The sequence below is a fragment of the Mixta gaviniae genome, from assembly GCF_002953195.1.
Classification (GTDB): Bacteria; Pseudomonadota; Gammaproteobacteria; order Enterobacterales; family Enterobacteriaceae; genus Mixta; species Mixta gaviniae.
In genome coordinates, this window is the sequence record NZ_CP026377.1 from 3631754 (window position 1) to 3648274 (window position 16521).

Below are 16521 nucleotides of genomic sequence, written 5' to 3' on the forward strand. Positions count from 1 at the left end.
GCTGCGGATGGGTTTCACTCATTTTTTCTCGCTTGTCACCGGCAGCGACTGCTGCAGGCTGCTGACGTTCGGCCAGGTTTTCCATCCCTGCGGCGATGCGTAGTCAGCTTTGCCATGCTGGCCGCCAGAAATCTGCGACAGCATAGCCATACCCTGTTTAGCAATCACCGCCCGGTGGTAATAGTCTGCCAGGCTTTGCGGCGTCAGCGTTTTAATTTGTTCAATGACCTTGTCACGCGTATCAAAGGCGTAGTTTTCCCGGTCGAAGTCTTTGCTGTAGCGCCCCGCCTCTTCATCCAGCGTTTGCGGACGCTGCTGCAGCTCATTGATCAGCGCTGCCTGATACTGGGCGAAATCCTGCTGGCTCATGGCGCGCAGGCGGCGCTCCGCCTCCGGATAAAAGGCTTCGTAGCGCTTCAGCAGCAGCGCCGGCTGCTTGCTGTTACTTTGCAGCAGAAAGCCAATGCCCCACTGACGACCAACCGGGATCTGGAAGGTGAACACGGCGTAGCCCAGCTGCTCCTGCGTGCGCAGTTGGTTATAGAACCACGGCTGAATAATCTGGCTCAGCAGCACACTGTTGGCGATGCTCTGGTATTCGCTGTAGCCGGTCGGCACGTAAACCGCCGCCAGCGCCGAATCGCTACTGCTGCCCGCCTTTTGCAGGTTGGCGCGCAATGGCTGTTCGATGGCGACATATTCGCTGTGCCACCAGCTTTCGCCCTGACAGTTCAGCTGCTGTTTCACCGCGCGCGCCAGCGATTCTACCGCCTGCGGCGTCATATTGCCTACCACCAGCATCTCCGGCGTCGCCTGCTCCAGCATCATGCGGCGATAGTCGATCAACTCCTGCAGCGTGATGGAGGCCAGCAGTTTACGCCGCTCGCTACGCTCGGTATAGGGCAGCTGCGACAGCATCTGCACCGGCTGGATCGCCTGCTCAAAGGCTTTGCCCTTATCCGCCGCGTCCAGACGCTCTTGATACCAGGATTTCGCCTGCGTCAGCAGATCTTCCGTCGGGGTGTAGCTGGCGTAGCCGTGCAGCAGCGTAGTCAGCAATTTAGGCAGATGCTGGGTAAAGCCGCTGGCGGAAATCGCTACGCCGTCGTTTTCGCTGGTGGAGAAGCTGATGCCGCCCACCGACGCCTGCGAGCTAAGCTCGTCCAGCGCCACGCCCGCCAGATAATCGTTCAGGGCGAACAGCACCTGATTACGCGCGCTGTTCATCGCCGCCTTGTTGCGCAGCGCCAGCATAATATTGGCCTTCGGCTCGCTGGCGTAGTAGCGGCTCGGCATATAAAAGACGCGCAGGCCCGGCTCGTTCACCAGCTGCTGCGGATGGGTTAGCGATTTATCCGGCGTCGGGATCAGGCTGAAATCGTCGGGAATATAGGGATTCAGCGTCGGCAGCGCCAGCGCGATGCCCGCCGCGCTCTGCTGCCAGCGTGTAAACAGATCGGCGCCGATCTTATCTACCTGATAAGGCGCATCGACGAAGTAAGCGGTTTTGTTATGCGGCTCGTCCGGGCTGATATACCAGATACGGGCATTCTGCGGCGTCATGCTGTCAAGACGCGCGCGGATCTCCGCCGGATCGTAGCGATCGGCGAGATAGGGGGCATCCAGCGTATGCGCTACCGGCACGCGCAGCATGGTATCCACCAGCCATTCGATATAATCCATATCACGCGTGATCGAGGGGTAGCGGTAATCCAGATTCAGCACGTGGGCCATTTCATCAAAATAGCGCTTGTCGATGCCCTTCTGGCGCAGCATATCGAGGTAGCTGAAGATGGCCGCCACCACCCGATCGCGCTGGGCCAGGCCTTTGTCCGTCAGCGACACATTGATGGCGAAGATGCCGCCGTTACGCACGATCATCGGATCGGCGCCTGCATCGATAGAGTCGGCCAGCCCCTGGCTTTGCAGCCAGTCGGAGAGCGTATCTTTGCTGCGGTTGCCGATCAGGTAGCCGATCAGGGTGTCGGTTTTGCTGCGGAAGCGGTCGCTATTGTTATCGATGCGGAATTCGACGCGCAGCTGCTTACGCGGCTGCGCCGGCACGTAGTGGATGATGATCCCTTTCTGCTGGTCGGTTACCACCGGCACGTTGATCGCCGGCACGCTGGCCTCGCGGTTTTGCACGCGGCCGAAGGTCTGTGCCGCGATGGCCGCCAGCTCAGGCAGCGGCTTGTTGCTATAGATTACCGCCTTCATCAGGTTGGCGGAGTAGTGCTGCTGATAAAATGCGCGCAGCGCATCGTGCAGCTTGCTGCCCGGCTTGTCGCGCAGCGTTTCCAGGTTGCCGCCGGAGAAACGCGCGGCCGGATGGGCCGGGTTCAGCGTTTCGGCCCCCACCTGCGCCATACGGTGTCCGTCGCGCGAGCGTGCCATGGTCATCTCGGCGTTGACCGCATGCCGTTCGCGGTCGGCGTTGCCCGCATCAAGCAGCGGCTCCGCTATCGCGTCCGCCAGCCGATCGACCGCCGGCGCCAGCGCATCGTTTTCCACTTCCAGATAGTAGGCGGTGCGGTAGGACGCAGTGCTGGCGTTATGGCTGCCGCCGTGCTTTTTCAGGAACTCGGCCAGATTGTCAGGCTGCGGATAGCGCTTCGACCCCATCAGCACCATATGCTCAAGGTAGTGCGCCAGCCCCAACTGCTGATTCGGATCGTCCAGCGAGCCAATCGGCAGGGTCAGCGCCGCCAGCGATTTTGTCGCCTGCGGGTCAGAAACCAGTAAGACCGTCATGGCGTTATCCAGGCGGATAGCCTGATACTGACGGGGATCTTTATCGCTTTTATTGATGGTCTGGTCGATAGGCTGCCAGCCCTGCTCCGCGCGAGCGGCCTGACCAAAAACGGTGAAAATCAGTAATAAACTGGCTGTCCAGACAGCGTACTTTCGCATGCATACCCCTTGAGTTTTATCCTTTCCTTTTCCAACGCTGTGTCCGCTGGCCAAAGCAACTGGCGAAAATTAACAGATCATGTGGCGATATTACCGGCATACGGCCCTTTTCCCTGGGCCGATGCCCGACGTTACGCTTCGTCCTTTTGCGTATCGTCGCGGTTAAAGCGCAGCAGCGGCAGCAGCCACTGCTCGGCGGCAGCGCAGATGATGTCGAGGTGCGTCGCCTCCAGCGTGCGGAACAGCCGCTGCAGATAGGGATCGCTCCCTTCCCCCTCCAGCTGGTAGTTCCCCTGCCAGGCCGTCAGCAGCTTCGCGCGCGCTTTCGCCTGGGTCGCCTCATCCATCAGCATGATATCGTTTTTGGCATCGTAGCTCGCCTCCAGCCAGGCGCCGCCGGTTTTCGGCAGCAGCAACAGCGGCGAGCAGATGCCGTCACGATAGCCTTCAACATAGCGGGTAAGCCAGCTTTGCGCCTGCGCCGGGTCGATGGCGTCGAAGCACCAGCGGCTCTCTTTGCGCCCCAGCATGCGGCTCTGCCCCTGGCCGCCCATGGCGCACCAGGCGAGATGCTCCAGCCAGAGCGCCAGGCCGTCGGTAAAGTTCAGCACCCCCGGACGCCAGCGCAGCAGCCCGCTCTCTTGCACCTGCGGCAGCCAGCCGTTGAGCCTGACGCCGGCAATCGTCAGATCGATCTCCAGGCTGCGGCTCTCGGCGCGCAGCTCCCTGACCTGCTCCGCCAGCGGCGCCATCTCCTCCTGCTGCGTTTGCCAGAACAGCTCGCCGAAGGCGCCGTAAGGCAGCACGCCTGCCGCGCGATGGTGATGGAACAGCCGCTGGGTGTCCTCTTCGTCAATCAGCGCGTTCAGCAGCTGCGCGTTGATCTGATAACGGTCGAGCGCATCCAGTACGAAAGGCTCCGCATCCGGCAACTCTGTCTGCTCCAGCGCGAAGCTGACGCCGAGACGCAGGGTGAAAAAGGCGCGTACCGGATGACGCCAGAAGCGCAGCAGCTGTTCAAAGCTCAGTTCGTTAAGCGCCAGCGGCGGCAGCGGTTGCATAAACGGCGGATGCGGCTCGCCGCTGCCGCGCGCCGCCGGCAGCCACTCATGGGCGAAGCTGCGGTATTCCGACTGCGGCGCGAAGTTTTGCGGATCGAAGGGCATCCGGCTGTGCAGACAGTGCAGATGATCCAGCACGCGCCGCGCGCTGCTGTCGACATCCAGCGCTTCGTCGCCGGGCAGATGAAAACTCTGCGCGATGTAATCCACCAGTTCAGTGACCAGCACCGAAGGATATCGTTCCGTATTGTCCTGAATTGAGCGGCCGATATAGCTGATATAGAGGCGCTGCTGTGCCGACAGCAGCGCTTCGAGAAACAGGAAACGGTCATCGTCGCGGCGGCTGCGGTCCCCTTTTTGCGGCTGCTGCGCCATCAGGTCGAAGCCCAGCGGCGGCAGCGTGCGCGGGTAAACGCCGTCGTTCATGCCCAGCAGGCAGACCACGCGGAACGGCACCGAGCGCATCGGCATCAGGGTGCAGAAGTTGACCGGCCCCGCCAGAAAGCGCTGGCTGATACGCTGCTGATCGAGACGGGCGGCCAGTTCATCGCGCAGCAGCGCCGCCGGCACAGCGTCGTCGTAGCGCGCCTGCAGGCCGTAGGCCATTACCTGCTGCCACTGCTCTTCAATCAGCATCAGCGCGGCGTCGGTATTCACGTCGGCAGCGAAAAACGCCTGCAGCATCTCGCGGCAGAGCGGCTGCCAGTCGTTGAGCGCGCGCGGGCGCGCCAGTATCTGACGCCAGTGGTTAAGCTGCATCAGCAGCTCCGCCAGGTTGCCGGCCAGCTCGGCGATCAGGCCGCTGGACTCATCGTAAGGCAGGATGCCGTCCCAGTGGCCATGCTCGCTCTCCATCGCATAGCCAAGCAGCATACGGGTGATGCCGAAACGCCAGGTGTGCTGCCCGGTTGGCGGCAGCTCCAGCTCGCGCACGTTGTCATCATCCAGCCCCCAGCGAATGCCCGATTCTTCCACCCACAGCCGCAGGCGACGCAGCCCCTCTTCATCGATGGCGAAGCGGGCCGCCAGCGCCGGCACTTCCAGCAGCGCCAGCACCTCTTCGCAGGCGAAGCGGCTCTCCGGCAGGCCCAGCAGGTTAATAAAGGCCATAATCGCCGGATGGGCAAAGCTGGCGCGCCGATCTGAAATGGCGAAAGGCAGATAACGTTCCGCCGGCGCGTTGCCGAACACCGCCTGAATATAGGGGGTGTAGGCGTCGATATCGGCCACCATGACGATAATATCGCGCGGCGTCAGCGATGCATCCGCCTCCATCATCGCCAGCAGCTGATCCTGCAGCACCTCCACTTCGCGCTGCGGGCTGTGGCAGACATGCACCACCACCGAACGATCCTGCGGATCGAGCGGCCGTTTTTTATGGCTGCTGTTCAGCTCCTCGGCGCTAAGGCCGATCACCGCGTTGTCCTCCAGCTCCAGCAGATCGTGCTGCATCGCCTGCAGCAGCGTATCGTCCGGCACCTCGACAAAGGCATCGATTTCGCGCGCCTCCATCTGCGCCAACAGATAGAGGTTGTCGCGTCCCAGCTTGCCCCAGGAGGCGAGCAGCGGATTGGTCAGCTGCTGTTCGCCCTCGGCGTTAAACAGCGCGGAGGCCTCTTCCGGATCGCGGAACAGCGCGATCTCCTGCTGCTGCTGATGGTGACGGCGGCGGCGGCTCTGCAGCTTCGCCAGAAAGGCGTAGTCCTGAATATCGCCCCAGTAGTGGCGGCAAGGGTTGGTGAACAGCAGATGAATATCGATATGCTTGCCCAACGCCTGCAGCGCCTGCAGATAGACCGGCGGCAGCGCCGAGATACCGCAGATAAAGACGCGATCGGGCAGCCCGGCCGGGCGCACGTCGCTGCTTTCCAGCTTCTGGATAAAGCGGGCATAGAGGTTGGCGCGGTGCCACTCCGGCTGGCCCAGCTCGCGCGTATATTCCACCAGCCTCGCCCAGAGCGGCGCCTGCCACTGCTGCGCTTCGCCCAGGCCGTCGAGGGTTTTGCCCTGCTGCCAGCTGTTGAGCCATTCAGGACGGTAAACCAGATACTGGTCATAAAGATCGGCGACGCGCGAGGCGAGCTGGAACAGCTTGCGCTTATCGTCGTCGTCGTTGAGATAGTGCTGCAGCGGGCGAAACGCCTCTTCGCGCAGCAGATTCGGCAGCAGCGTCATCAGTTTCCAGCTCATGCTGGATTTGTTAAAAGCGCTCTCTTTGGGAATGCCGGGCAGCACGCGCACAAACATATCCCAGATAAAGGTGGCGGGCAGTGGAAAAGCGATATTGGCGGCGATGCCGAACTGCTGCGCCAGCTGCATCTGCAGCCACTGCGCCATGCCGGGGCTTTGCACCAGCACCACTTCAGACTGGAAAGGATCGCGTAACGGTTCGTTTTCAATCAGATACGCCGCCAGCGACTTCAGAATATCGAGCTGGTTGGAGTGATAAACCGTAAACATAGTGGCTCCTGTTCAGTGCTGCTACTGCGCGTCAGCGCGGGGACACTCTACCCCTTAAATCGGCTAATGCAACCGCGAGGCGAAAAAAGCGCAAAAATCACTCATTACAGCGCAGCTGGCTCAGCGTTACGGCCGACAGCGCGGGGCGCGAAACCGTCGCCTGCCGCAGCTGGCAGCCCTCCGGGCTTGGCAGCGTTTGCAGCGTGACGCTCCAGCCGTCGCTCTCCTGCCCCTGCAGGCGCAGCGCCGCGACGCGCCACGCCTCACGCTGCTGCCACTGACGGTAAAAGCCCTGGGTCAACGCCTGCTGATAGTGCAACAGCGCGGTTAAACTGCCGGCGAACAGCAGCAGCGCCAGCAGCGTCTCGACTACGCTGAACCCGCTCTCAGCGCGCATCGGGGGAACAGGCCGCAGGAGGCGACAGCGGACAGAAGTCGAGCCAGCCGTGCGGCAACGGCTGCCAGCGTTCATCCTCTCCCCGCCGCATCCAGCGCCACAGCGCCAGCGCGTCGGCATCCGCCAGCGTGGCGCCGCGCAGCAGCGCGTCGTCGTTATCCAGCGGCAGCAAACAGGCGCGCCAGCCGAAGCGCCCCTGCTGCTGGCAGCGCCACCCTTCCTGCTGCGGCCAGCGCAGGCGTTCGCCCCAGGCGAGTGCCGAGAGCGCCTGATGGTAATCGATCAGATAGCGGCGCTCGTCGGCCAGCAACGCCAGCGACGCGCCGAGCTGCCGCTGCGTCGCATTCAGTAGCGCCGAGCCCAGCAGCAGCACCAGCAATACCATCGCCATTGCCATGCCGCCGCGCTGCTTCAGCGCTGGTTCCAGGCCTCGACGACGCTGCGCAGCGTTACCGACGCGGCGGGAAAAAGTACCGAGGTGCCCCGCAGTGTCAACATCACCTGCGTGCCGCGGCGCGTCATGTCCAGCGCGTTGACCGTCAGCGCCGCCGGATCGGAAAGGCTCTCCCAACCGCCGCCCTCGCAGCTCTCTGCGCCGCGCAACATCTCCAGCCGGCGATCGCGCAGCCGGTATCCGTACCATTCGCTCTCCTCCCGATTCGGCCCTTCCCAGCGGCCGTTGCCATTTTCATCCCATCGCGTCAGCAGGCACCCCTGACGCAGCGTCAGCGACGCGCCTTCGCAGTCGCCCCGGCAGTAACCGGCGCGGCGGATCGCTTTTTCCAGCGTGTTCAGCATTAGCTGAAGATCGTCCTGCAGCCGCGTCTGACTGTGTAGCTGCAACGTTTGCCGTTGCAGCTGCGGCAGCAGGCGCAGCGCGCCCAGCATCAGGATGCCGCTCAGCGCCATGGCCACCAGCATCTCCATCAGGGTAAAGCCGCCGTTTTTTACGGGCATACGCTCTCCTCGCAAAGCCGAATGCGGCCGCGGGCGGAGATGATGATGCGCCAGCTGCGCGTCTCGTCGCCGAAGGCGATATGCCCGGCGCGCGCCACGTTGCGCCTGCCATAGAAGCCTGGCGCGCCTTCCACGGCAAGAATGTTGACCTGACGGTGCGGTGCCAGCAGCTGCAGCCGTTTATCCGCCTCGCAGCCAGAGAGCGGTATTGGGCCGCTGCCGAGACACCAGCGTTCACCCGGCAGCAGCCAGAGCGGCTGCTCGCTGTTATGCCAGTTGGCCCAGGCGCGCACGCCCGACAGAAATTGCTGCAGCTGCTGCGCGGTATCGCGCATACGCTGGCGCTGCTGCCACTGCTGCCAGCCGTTCAGCGAAGCGATGCCCAGCAGGCTGACCACCACCAGCACCAGTAGCAGTTCCGGCAGCGTAAAACCATATGCGGAGGTTCTTTTCATGCCGCTATTGTGCCGTCGCGCCTCGCTCACGCCAGCGCTGCGCCTGCCCTCTGCGCACCCGCTTCCCACCTTTTTACGACGGTTTCACCGGCGGCGCAGCGCCGTGTGACCCGTCTCGCAACAGTGGCCAGCGCGGCGGCACCCGCACCGAAAATGGGCGGCGCTGCACATTTGCTGATCTTCTGTTAAGACATAATCAGCGCAACGCTGCCGTACGACGCCCCATGCGCCGTTTTTCGCCCGCCGCAAAATCGGCACAATTTCTGCTTTGTTAAACTGCCGGCAGGCAGGCCTTTAACCGCCAGCGCCAGCAGGAATCTGGACTCGTTGCACCTTAACCGAGGGAAAACCCCATGACGCAAGAGGCTGAGCTGGTCGATCTGACGACCCTGTTTCCACATCTGGAGATCGATCTGAAATATGCCACGGCCGACAATATCACCGGCTACGCCATCTATCGCGAGGCGCGTTGCCTGCTGCATCCCGATGCGGCGAAAGCGCTGGCGCGCAGCGTGGCGGTGGCGCGCCTGGCCGGATTATCGCTGCGGGTGTACGACGCTTATCGTCCGCAGCTGGCGCAGCAGCATCTCTGGCTCGCCTGCCCCGATCCGCAATATGTGGTGGCGGTGTCGCTGGGATCCAACCACAGCCGCGGCACAGCAATCGACGTTACGCTGCGTGATGAAGCGGGCCGCCTGCTTGATATGGGCAGCGGGTTTGATGAAATGCATGCGCGATCGCATCTCTGGCATCCGGACGTGCCGGCGACGGCGCAGCGCAACCGTCTGATGCTGAACGCCATTATGCAGGCCGGCGGTTTTGTCGGCATCAACAGCGAGTGGTGGCACTTCGAACTACCTGACTCGGTGCGCTATCCGCTGTTAACCGATCGTTTTAGCTGTGCCCCGCTGCCCTCGATAACCACAGAACATTCATTTTAAGCCGGCGCCGGGCGCGGCTGCAGGAAGGAAGAGAAAGGCGTACAAAGACGCTCTGCCGGGGAAGCGACGCTGCCGCAGGGCGGCATTTTCACCCTCGCTGTCCGCGGGCGGTAGCGGGTCAGCCGTTAAAGATGAATGCCAGCGGCGCGGGAGATGCGCCGCTGGCGTACCGGGATTAGATCGCCACCGGCGCCTTGATCGCCGGGTGCGGATCGTAGCCTTCGATCTCGAAATCCTCAAAACGGTAGTCAAACAGCGAATCAGGCTTGCGTTTGATCACCAGCTTCGGCTGCGGACGCGGCTCGCGGGTCAGCTGCAGACGCGCCTGCTCCAGATGGTTGCTGTAGAGGTGCGTATCGCCGCCGGTCCAGACAAAATCGCCCGGCTCCAGACCACACTGCTGCGCCATCATATGCACCAGCAGCGCATAGCTGGCGATGTTGAACGGCAGGCCGAGGAACACATCACAGGAGCGCTGATAGAGCTGGCAGGAGAGCTTGCCGTCCGCCACATAGAACTGGAAGAAGGCGTGACACGGCGCCAGCGCCATCTCATCAAGTTCGCCGACGTTCCAGGCGGAGACGATAATGCGGCGTGAATCGGGATCGTTTTTCAGCTGATCCAGCACTTTCGCCAGCTGATCAATCTGACGGCCATCCGCCGCCCCCCAGCTGCGCCACTGTTTGCCGTAAACCGGCCCCAGATCGCCATTCTCGTCGGCCCATTCGTCCCAAATCGAGACGTTGTTTTCCTTGAGATAGGCGATATTGGTATCGCCGTTCAGGAACCAGAGCAGCTCATGAATAATGGAGCGCAGATGGCAGCGTTTGGTCGTGACCAGCGGAAAGCCTTCCTGCAAATTGAAACGCATCTGGTGGCCGAAAATCGACAGCGTGCCGGTGCCGGTGCGATCGTTTTTCGGCGTGCCTTCGTTCAGCACTTTTTCCATTAACGCCAGATACTGCTTCATTTTTGTTCACCTGTTTGTAGCTGCGGGCGACGACGATACGCCCAAATCATCATAATCACGCCGGCCAGAATCATCGGTACCGACAGAATTTGCCCCATGCTGATGCCTTCGAACAGGCCCAGCTGGGCATCGGGCTGACGGAAGAACTCCACGATAATGCGGAACGCGCCGTAGCCGATCAAAAACAGACCGGAAACGCTGCCCATCGGACGCGGTTTACGGATAAAAAGATTGAGAATGGCGAACAATACCACCCCTTCCAGCGCCAGCTCATAAAGCTGCGACGGGTGACGCGGCAGCACGCCATAGGTCGCCAGCAGTGACTGCCATTCAGGATGGGTGGCCAGCAGCGCCATATCTTCGCTGCGCGAGCCGGGGAACAGCATCGCCCAGGAGACGTCCGGCGCCACGCGGCCCCAGAGTTCGCCGTTAATAAAGTTGCCCAGACGGCCGGCACCCAGCCCGAACGGGATCAGCGGCGCGATAAAGTCGGAGACCTGGAAGAAGTTGCGTTTGGTGCGGTGCGCGAACCACAGCATCACCACGATCACGCCGATCAGACCGCCGTGGAACGACATGCCGCCATCCCAGACCTTAAACAGATAGAGCGGGTTATCGAGAAACAGCGGCAGGTTATAGAACAGCACGTAGCCGATACGGCCGCCAAGAAACACACCGAGGAAGCCCGCGTAGAGCAGGTTTTCTACTTCCTCTTTTTTCCAGCCGCTGCCGGGCTTGTTGGCGCGGCGCACCGCCAGCCACATCGCAAACACAAACCCGACCAGATACATCAGGCCGTACCAGTGCAGGGAGATGGGTCCGATGGAGAAGATCACCGGATCGAATTGGGGGAAAGCCAGGTAGCTATTCATCTTTCACCATTAATGTCATCCGTCCATGGGCTGGACGATGGATAGTTCACTCCATGCGCGCCGCGTAAAACGCAGCGCCTCTCAGCCAGGAAAAACCGGCCGGGCATGATAGCATAGCCGTTTTCCGGCGGGTCTATGGAAATGTAAACGCGGATAAATCGCCTTAACGGCCGCCGCGGATCAGCCCGCCGAGACCACGCCTTTCCATAAAGGCGGCGACCTGATGACGCACTTCGGTGGCGGTTTGCGCCTGCAGGCTGCGTTCGCTCAGCGCCTGCGCCTCTTCACGATCGATATGGCGCAGCAGGTACTTCACGCGCGGCACGTTTTTACCGTTCATGCTCAGATGGTGATAACCAAGCCCGATCAGCAGCACTACACACATCGGATCGCCCGCCATTTCGCCGCACAGGCAGAGGTCGATGCGCGCCTGACGCGCCGAATCAGCGATCGATTTCAGCGCATGGAGCATCGCCGGATGCAGCGAATCGTAGAGCGTCGCCACGCGGGTATTGTTGCGATCCACCGCCAGCAGATACTGGGTCAGATCGTTGGTGCCGACCGAGACAAAATCAACGCGTGACGCGAGGTGCGGGATCATAAACAGCATTGAAGGCACTTCGATCATAATGCCGATGCGCGGCCGTGGGATGTCGTAGCCAAGCATCTCCTCTACCTCCTGCCCGGCGCGATCGATCAGGCGGCGCGCCTCGTCGATCTCGTCGATGCTGGTGATCATCGGCAGCAGAATGCTGAGATTGCCGCTGGCGGCGTTGGCGCGCAGCATGGCGCGCACCTGCACGAGGAAAATCTCCGGCTGATCGAGCGTCAGGCGGATGCCGCGCCAGCCAAGACAGGGGTTCTCTTCGCTGATCGGCATATAGGGCAGCTGCTTATCGGCGCCGATATCGAGCGTACGCAGCGTCACCGGCTTGTTCAGAAACAGCTGCAGCATCCCCTGATACTGGGCTACCTGCTCCTCTTCCGACGGAAAGCCGTTTTGCAGCATAAAGGGAATTTCGGTGCGGTAGAGGCCGATGCCGTCCACCCAGTTATCCATCGCCTGCTCATGTTCGGCGCTGAGGCCCGCGTTCAGCATCACCTGAATGCGCTCGCCGCTTTTCAGCTCGGCGGGCTGTTCGACATCATCTTCCGCCAGCCGGCTCAGTTCGTTCTCTTCGCTGACCAGCCGCTGATATTCATGGATCAAGACCGGCTCAGGGTCGATCAGCAGTTCGCCGCGATACCCATCGACGATCAGCAGCCGCTTATCGAGCATGTCCGGCAGGATATCGGCACCCATCACCGTCGGGATACCCATCGCGCGCACCAGGATCGCCGCGTGCGAGTTAGCGGCGCCGTCGCGTACGACCACGCCCGCCAGGCGCTCCTGCGGCAGCTCCGCCAGCGTGGTGGCCGTCAGTTCGTCCGCCACCAGCACAAAACGTTCCGGCCAGGCATTGGTACCCTGCAGCGTATCGTCAAGGTGGAACAGCAGGCGCTGACCCAGCACGCGCAGATCGCCGGCGCGCTCGCGCAGATAGCTGTCCTGCAGGCTGGCAAACTGCGCGGCGAACTTCTCGATCACCTTTTTTACCGCCCATTCGGCGACCGATCCGCCTTCTATCTCGGCGAAGAGATCTTGCTTCAGGCGCGCGTCGCTCAACAGGTGGGAGTAAAGATCGAAAATCGCCGCGCTCTCTTTTTGCACGCTGGCGCTAAAGCGTTTGCTGAAGCGGCGGAATTCGTTGCTCGCCTCGCCCATCGCCAGCGACAACCGTTCGCGTTCGCGCGCGACATCCAGCGTCGAAGCGGCGAACACATGCTCGAGAGAGGGCTGGGTATTGTCGACCCAACCGGGCGCCACCGCGACGCCGGGCGCCGCCGCCAGCGCGCGCACGCGCTTCTGACGGAAGTGGCCGAACAGCTGGCTGAGCTGGGACTGGGTGATCAGCGTCGCCATCTGCGTGGCGAGCGTAACCAGGAAGGATTCTTCGCTTTCGTCAAACTGACGATGTTCGCGCTGCTGCACCACCAGCACGCCAAGCAGCTGGCGGCGCGTAATGATCGGCACGCCGAGGAAGGAGCGGAAACGCTCCTCTTTGACCGAAGGAATAAATTTGAAGCTGGGATGACTCTGCGCGTCGGCGAGGTTGATCGGTTCCGCCAGCCGCCCTACCAGGCCGACGATGCCCTGATCAAATGCCAGCGTGACGATCTTGCCGCGCGGCTTTTTCAGCCCGCGCGTCGCCATAAGGTAATAGCAACGACGATCGTGATCGGCGAGATAGATGGAGCAGACTTCGGTTTCCATGGCGAAACAGATTTCGTTCACCAGGATTTCCAGCGCCTCATCCAGACGCGGCGCGGCCGCCACCTTCTCTACAATCTCACGCAACTGAGTCAGCATCATCAGCGTGGCTTAACCTCTCTTCCGTCGATAAGCAGGCGTATTGCGCTGCGTTGCACTCTCCTGCAGCGGCATGACGACGCTGGCGAACTCTTTCATTACGCGGCGGTAGACGTCGCGCTTAAACGAGACCACCTGACGAACCGGATACCAAAAGCTGACCCAGCGCCAGCCATCGAACTCCGGCGTACTGCTGGTTTGCATGTTGATATCGGCGTCATTGCACATCAACTGCAGAAGAAACCACTTCTGTTTCTGGCCGATACATACCGGCTTCGTGTCCCAACGCACCAAACGTTTTGGCAACTTATAACGTAACCAGTTTCGGGTAGAGGCAAGCAGGCGGACATCTTTACGGTGCAAACCGACTTCTTCAAAGAGTTCGCGGTACATAGCCTGTTCCGCCGTTTCTCCAGGATTAATGCCCCCCTGCGGGAACTGCCAGGAGTGCTGTCCGAAACGCCGGGCCCATAACACCTGGCCCTGCTTGTTACAGATTACAATACCAACATTTGGGCGGTAGCCATCATCGTCGATCACGGGACTACCTCAAACTGAAATTCAGATAGTCTGATTGTTTCATACTCCTCACAGGCGGTAAACCACTGCTTGCGGCTGTGCATAACGCATAACATTGGGATAACTCACAGATTTCATCATAGTTATAAACAGAGACCGGCCAAAACAGGCAATTTTATTCACTTTTTCTGTGGATAGCTTTGTGCAGAACATGGTAAACGACCGGGAAAAGCCGCAAAAAAGTGTGATTCCCCTCACAGGGATCATTAGCGAAATAAACTAAATATCAGTAACTTAACCTGCTTATACCGACGACGATCGCCACTCTGGCAGCCCGGCTAAGATAAAAAGATCCTTTGTTGGCGAAAGATCAAACACCGATGTTTTTATCCACAGAATATGCCACAAAGTTACGCACAAAATGGCCCCACCCAGCAAAAACCTTCTCCGTCAAGGCTGTAAATGGAACCAGTATGTGAGAAAAAACTGAGTTATCCCAGATTTCTGTGGATAACTACCTGTAAGATCCTGTTCATTGTCGGTGACAATGTGGGTAAAACGGAGCGTCGGTTTGTCGCCTCACCGGAGAGGCCGAATAAAAACCCAAGCGTAATCATGCTATTATTTCGCGGGTTTTCCCTCTGCACAGCAGCCTTACACCGGCAAAACAGAGGTGGTTATTTTTTGAGCAATTCGCAGGCTTTTTATGACGACTCGATTTTTGACAGCGCCACCTGAAGATGAAGCCGTTTTGCTGGCGCGCGCGCAGGCGCTGGCGGGCTATACGCTGAGCGAGCTGGCGCAGCAGGCGGGCATCCCGACGCCGGTCGATTTACGCCGTGATAAAGGCTGGGTCGGCATGCTGCTGGAGATGCATTTGGGCGCCAGCGCGGGCAGTAAGCCGGAGCGCGATTTTGCCCATCTCGGCGTCGAGCTAAAAACCATTCCGATCGATGCACAGGGCCGCCCGCTGGAGACCACCTTCGTCTGCGTCGCCCCGCTTACCGGCAACAGCGGCGTCACCTGGGAAAACAGCCATGTGCGTCATAAGCTGGCGCGAGTGTTGTGGATCCCGGTGGAGGGCGATCGCGCCCTGCCGCTGGCGACGCGGCGCGTCGGTGCGCCGCTGCTCTGGAGCCCAACGGCGGAAGAGGAGGATCTGCTGCGGCGCGACTGGGAAGAGCTGATGGATATGATCGTGCTGGGCCAGGTGGAGCGCATCACCGCGCGGCACGGCGAGGTGTTGCAGATACGACCGAAGGCGGCCAACAGTAAAGCGCTGACGGAAGGGATCGGCGAGCAGGGCCAGCCGATCATGACGCTGCCGCGCGGCTTTTATCTGAAGAAAAGCTTTACCGCCCCGCTGCTGGCGCGCCATTTTTTGCTTTAACATTTTCCCAGATCAAAGACGATGCGTATAATCATCGTTTACTTTTCGTTTAGGATGCATTGTTACAATGTTCGACTGGATTGCAGATCCCAATGCCTGGCTGGCTCTCGGCACGCTCACCATTCTGGAAATCGTGCTGGGCATCGACAATATTATTTTCCTTTCTCTGGTTGTCGCCAAACTTCCGAAAAATCAGCAAAACAGTGCGCGTCGTATCGGCCTGATGGGCGCCATGCTGATGCGTCTTGGACTACTGGCTTCGATCGCCTGGGTAGTGAAGCTGACCAATCCGCTGTTTACCCTGATGGATCACCCTTTCTCCGCGCGCGATCTGATCCTGCTGGGCGGTGGGCTGTTCCTGCTGTGGAAGTCGAGCATGGAGATCCACGAAAGCATCGAAGGCGGCAGCGAGGAGCATAAAACCAATGTTCACTCCTTTGTCGGCGCCATCGCGCAAATTATGGTGCTGGATATTATCTTCAGCCTCGATTCAGTGATCACCGCCGTCGGCCTGTCCGATCACCTGTTTATTATGATGGCGGCAGTGGTGATCGCCGTGGGCGTGATGATGTTCGCGGCGAAAAGCATCGGCGAGTTCGTCGATCGCCATCCTTCGGTGAAAATGCTGGCGCTCTCTTTCCTGATCCTGGTCGGCTTTACGCTGATTCTGGAAAGCTTCGATATTCACGTGCCGAAAGGCTATATCTACTTCGCCATGTTCTTCTCTATGGCGGTGGAATGCCTCAACCTGATGCGCAGCAAGAAAGCCGCGCAGTAAGCAAAACGCCTCTCTATCCGGCTTCGGCCGGATATTCCTCTGTTTTTTCACTTTTAAGAATCCTGCGATTAATCCTGGGCAGCCGATGTTTTATTACTACACTGTTTAGTTGTGTCGAACATGCAGGAGAAAACAGGCAATGAAACGGATAACGGGCGCGGCGGCCGTGACAATGATGTTGCTGTTAAGCGGCTGCAGCAGTAATTACGTGATGGCGACCAAAGATGGTCATATGATTTTGACTGACGGTAAACCGGAAATTGATAAAGATACCGGGCTGGTGAAGTACACCGATCAGGCTGGCAATGAACTGCAGATTAACGGCGATGACGTTTCCTCGATTATCGAACGTTAATCCTTTGTAGGCGCCGACCCTTTTTTCATCGGCGCTTATCGCAACC

At 60.2% G+C, this 16521-nt stretch carries 14 protein-coding genes and 1 pseudogene; 5 read left to right on the forward strand and 10 right to left on the reverse strand.

Annotated features, from left to right (window positions below):
• Positions 1 to 18: 18 nt before the first annotated feature.
• The 6 genes from ptrA to C2E15_RS17030 all read right to left on the reverse strand — a co-directional run bounded on the left by ptrA (position 19) and on the right by C2E15_RS17030 (position 8240).
• The gene (gene ptrA / locus C2E15_RS17005; protein ID WP_104958410.1) at positions 19 to 2910 is read right to left on the reverse strand and encodes a pitrilysin; all 2892 of its coding nucleotides are present in this window, start codon (positions 2908 to 2910) and stop codon (positions 19 to 21) included.
• 131 nt (positions 2911 to 3041) lie between these two features.
• Positions 3042 to 6431 (reverse strand): exodeoxyribonuclease V subunit gamma, encoded by a 3390-nt coding sequence (recC, locus tag C2E15_RS17010; RefSeq protein ID WP_104958411.1) that lies wholly within the window; start codon positions 6429 to 6431, stop codon positions 3042 to 3044.
• Between the two features lie 97 nt (positions 6432 to 6528).
• Positions 6529 to 6828, reverse strand: coding sequence for a prepilin-type N-terminal cleavage/methylation domain-containing protein (locus tag C2E15_RS17015; protein WP_104958412.1), 300 nt, complete (start codon positions 6826 to 6828; stop codon positions 6529 to 6531).
• Complete coding sequence (locus tag C2E15_RS17020; RefSeq protein ID WP_104958413.1) at positions 6818 to 7225, reverse strand: DUF2509 family protein; 408 nt, start codon at positions 7223 to 7225, stop codon at positions 6818 to 6820. The genes C2E15_RS17015 and C2E15_RS17020 overlap by 11 nt, the downstream gene beginning before the upstream one ends.
• Positions 7226 to 7239: 14 nt before the next feature.
• Positions 7240 to 7785, reverse strand: coding sequence for a prepilin peptidase-dependent protein (locus C2E15_RS17025; protein WP_104958414.1), 546 nt, complete (start codon positions 7783 to 7785; stop codon positions 7240 to 7242).
• Positions 7776 to 8240 carry a prepilin-type N-terminal cleavage/methylation domain-containing protein gene (locus tag C2E15_RS17030; protein WP_104958415.1) on the reverse strand — a complete coding sequence of 155 codons (465 nt, stop codon included), beginning with the start codon at positions 8238 to 8240 and terminating at the stop codon, positions 7776 to 7778. Before C2E15_RS17030 ends, C2E15_RS17025 begins: the two co-directional genes overlap by 10 nt.
• A 353-nt stretch (positions 8241 to 8593) precedes the next feature.
• Here C2E15_RS17030 and ddpX point away from each other — a divergent pair, with 353 nt between their 5' ends.
• Complete coding sequence (gene ddpX, locus C2E15_RS17035) at positions 8594 to 9181, forward strand: D-alanyl-D-alanine dipeptidase (protein WP_104958416.1); 588 nt, start codon at positions 8594 to 8596, stop codon at positions 9179 to 9181.
• 175 nt (positions 9182 to 9356) lie between these two features.
• On the opposite strand, the gene thyA is transcribed toward ddpX, so the two are convergent.
• From thyA to rppH, 4 genes are all read right to left on the reverse strand, one after another.
• Positions 9357 to 10151, reverse strand: a complete 795-nt coding sequence (gene thyA, locus C2E15_RS17040; RefSeq protein WP_104958417.1) for a thymidylate synthase — start codon at positions 10149 to 10151, stop codon at positions 9357 to 9359.
• Complete coding sequence (lgt, locus tag C2E15_RS17045) at positions 10148 to 11023, reverse strand: prolipoprotein diacylglyceryl transferase (protein WP_104958418.1); 876 nt, start codon at positions 11021 to 11023, stop codon at positions 10148 to 10150. Before lgt ends, thyA begins: the two co-directional genes overlap by 4 nt.
• Before the next feature lie 163 nt (positions 11024 to 11186).
• On the reverse strand, positions 11187 to 13433 hold the full coding sequence (ptsP, locus tag C2E15_RS17050; protein WP_104959225.1) for a phosphoenolpyruvate--protein phosphotransferase: 2247 nt from the start codon (positions 13431 to 13433) through the stop codon (positions 11187 to 11189).
• Between the two features lie 12 nt (positions 13434 to 13445).
• Positions 13446 to 13973 (reverse strand): RNA pyrophosphohydrolase, encoded by a 528-nt coding sequence (gene rppH / locus C2E15_RS17055; RefSeq protein ID WP_104958419.1) that lies wholly within the window; start codon positions 13971 to 13973, stop codon positions 13446 to 13448.
• A 441-nt stretch (positions 13974 to 14414) separates the two neighbouring features.
• Here rppH and C2E15_RS22370 point away from each other — a divergent pair.
• The 4 genes and pseudogenes from C2E15_RS22370 to C2E15_RS17080 form a co-directional block, all read left to right on the forward strand.
• Positions 14415 to 14513, forward strand: a pseudogene (locus C2E15_RS22370) (hypothetical protein); the annotation flags it as partial.
• A gap of 145 nt (positions 14514 to 14658) precedes the next feature.
• Complete coding sequence (mutH, locus tag C2E15_RS17070) at positions 14659 to 15342, forward strand: DNA mismatch repair endonuclease MutH (protein ID WP_104958422.1); 684 nt, start codon at positions 14659 to 14661, stop codon at positions 15340 to 15342.
• A 67-nt stretch (positions 15343 to 15409) separates the two neighbouring features.
• Positions 15410 to 16120 (forward strand): TerC family protein, encoded by a 711-nt coding sequence (locus C2E15_RS17075; protein ID WP_104958423.1) that lies wholly within the window; start codon positions 15410 to 15412, stop codon positions 16118 to 16120.
• A gap of 139 nt (positions 16121 to 16259) precedes the next feature.
• Positions 16260 to 16475, forward strand: coding sequence for a YgdI/YgdR family lipoprotein (locus C2E15_RS17080; RefSeq protein ID WP_104958424.1), 216 nt, complete (start codon positions 16260 to 16262; stop codon positions 16473 to 16475).
• Positions 16476 to 16521: the final 46 nt, after the last annotated feature.

Bases quoted from the DNA above. Each gene is read 5' to 3' on its own strand.
- ptsP (WP_104959225.1), bottom strand. From the start codon at position 13,433: ATGCTGACTCAGTTGCGTGAGATTGTAGAGAAGGTGGCGGCCGCGCCG.
- C2E15_RS17080 (WP_104958424.1), top strand. From the start codon at position 16,260: ATGAAACGGATAACGGGCGCGGCGGCCGTGACAATGATGTTGCTGTTA.
- C2E15_RS17030 (WP_104958415.1), bottom strand. From the start codon at position 8,240: ATGAAAAGAACCTCCGCATATGGTTTTACGCTGCCGGAACTGCTACTG.
- thyA (WP_104958417.1), bottom strand. From the start codon at position 10,151: ATGAAGCAGTATCTGGCGTTAATGGAAAAAGTGCTGAACGAAGGCACG.
- lgt (WP_104958418.1), bottom strand. From the start codon at position 11,023: ATGAATAGCTACCTGGCTTTCCCCCAATTCGATCCGGTGATCTTCTCC.
- mutH (WP_104958422.1), top strand. From the start codon at position 14,659: ATGACGACTCGATTTTTGACAGCGCCACCTGAAGATGAAGCCGTTTTG.
- recC (WP_104958411.1), bottom strand. From the start codon at position 6,431: ATGTTTACGGTTTATCACTCCAACCAGCTCGATATTCTGAAGTCGCTG.
- ddpX (WP_104958416.1), top strand. From the start codon at position 8,594: ATGACGCAAGAGGCTGAGCTGGTCGATCTGACGACCCTGTTTCCACAT.
- C2E15_RS17025 (WP_104958414.1), bottom strand. From the start codon at position 7,785: ATGCCCGTAAAAAACGGCGGCTTTACCCTGATGGAGATGCTGGTGGCC.
- C2E15_RS17075 (WP_104958423.1), top strand. From the start codon at position 15,410: ATGTTCGACTGGATTGCAGATCCCAATGCCTGGCTGGCTCTCGGCACG.
- ptrA (WP_104958410.1), bottom strand. From the start codon at position 2,910: ATGCGAAAGTACGCTGTCTGGACAGCCAGTTTATTACTGATTTTCACC.
- C2E15_RS17015 (WP_104958412.1), bottom strand. From the start codon at position 6,828: ATGCGCGCTGAGAGCGGGTTCAGCGTAGTCGAGACGCTGCTGGCGCTG.
- C2E15_RS17020 (WP_104958413.1), bottom strand. From the start codon at position 7,225: ATGGCAATGGCGATGGTATTGCTGGTGCTGCTGCTGGGCTCGGCGCTA.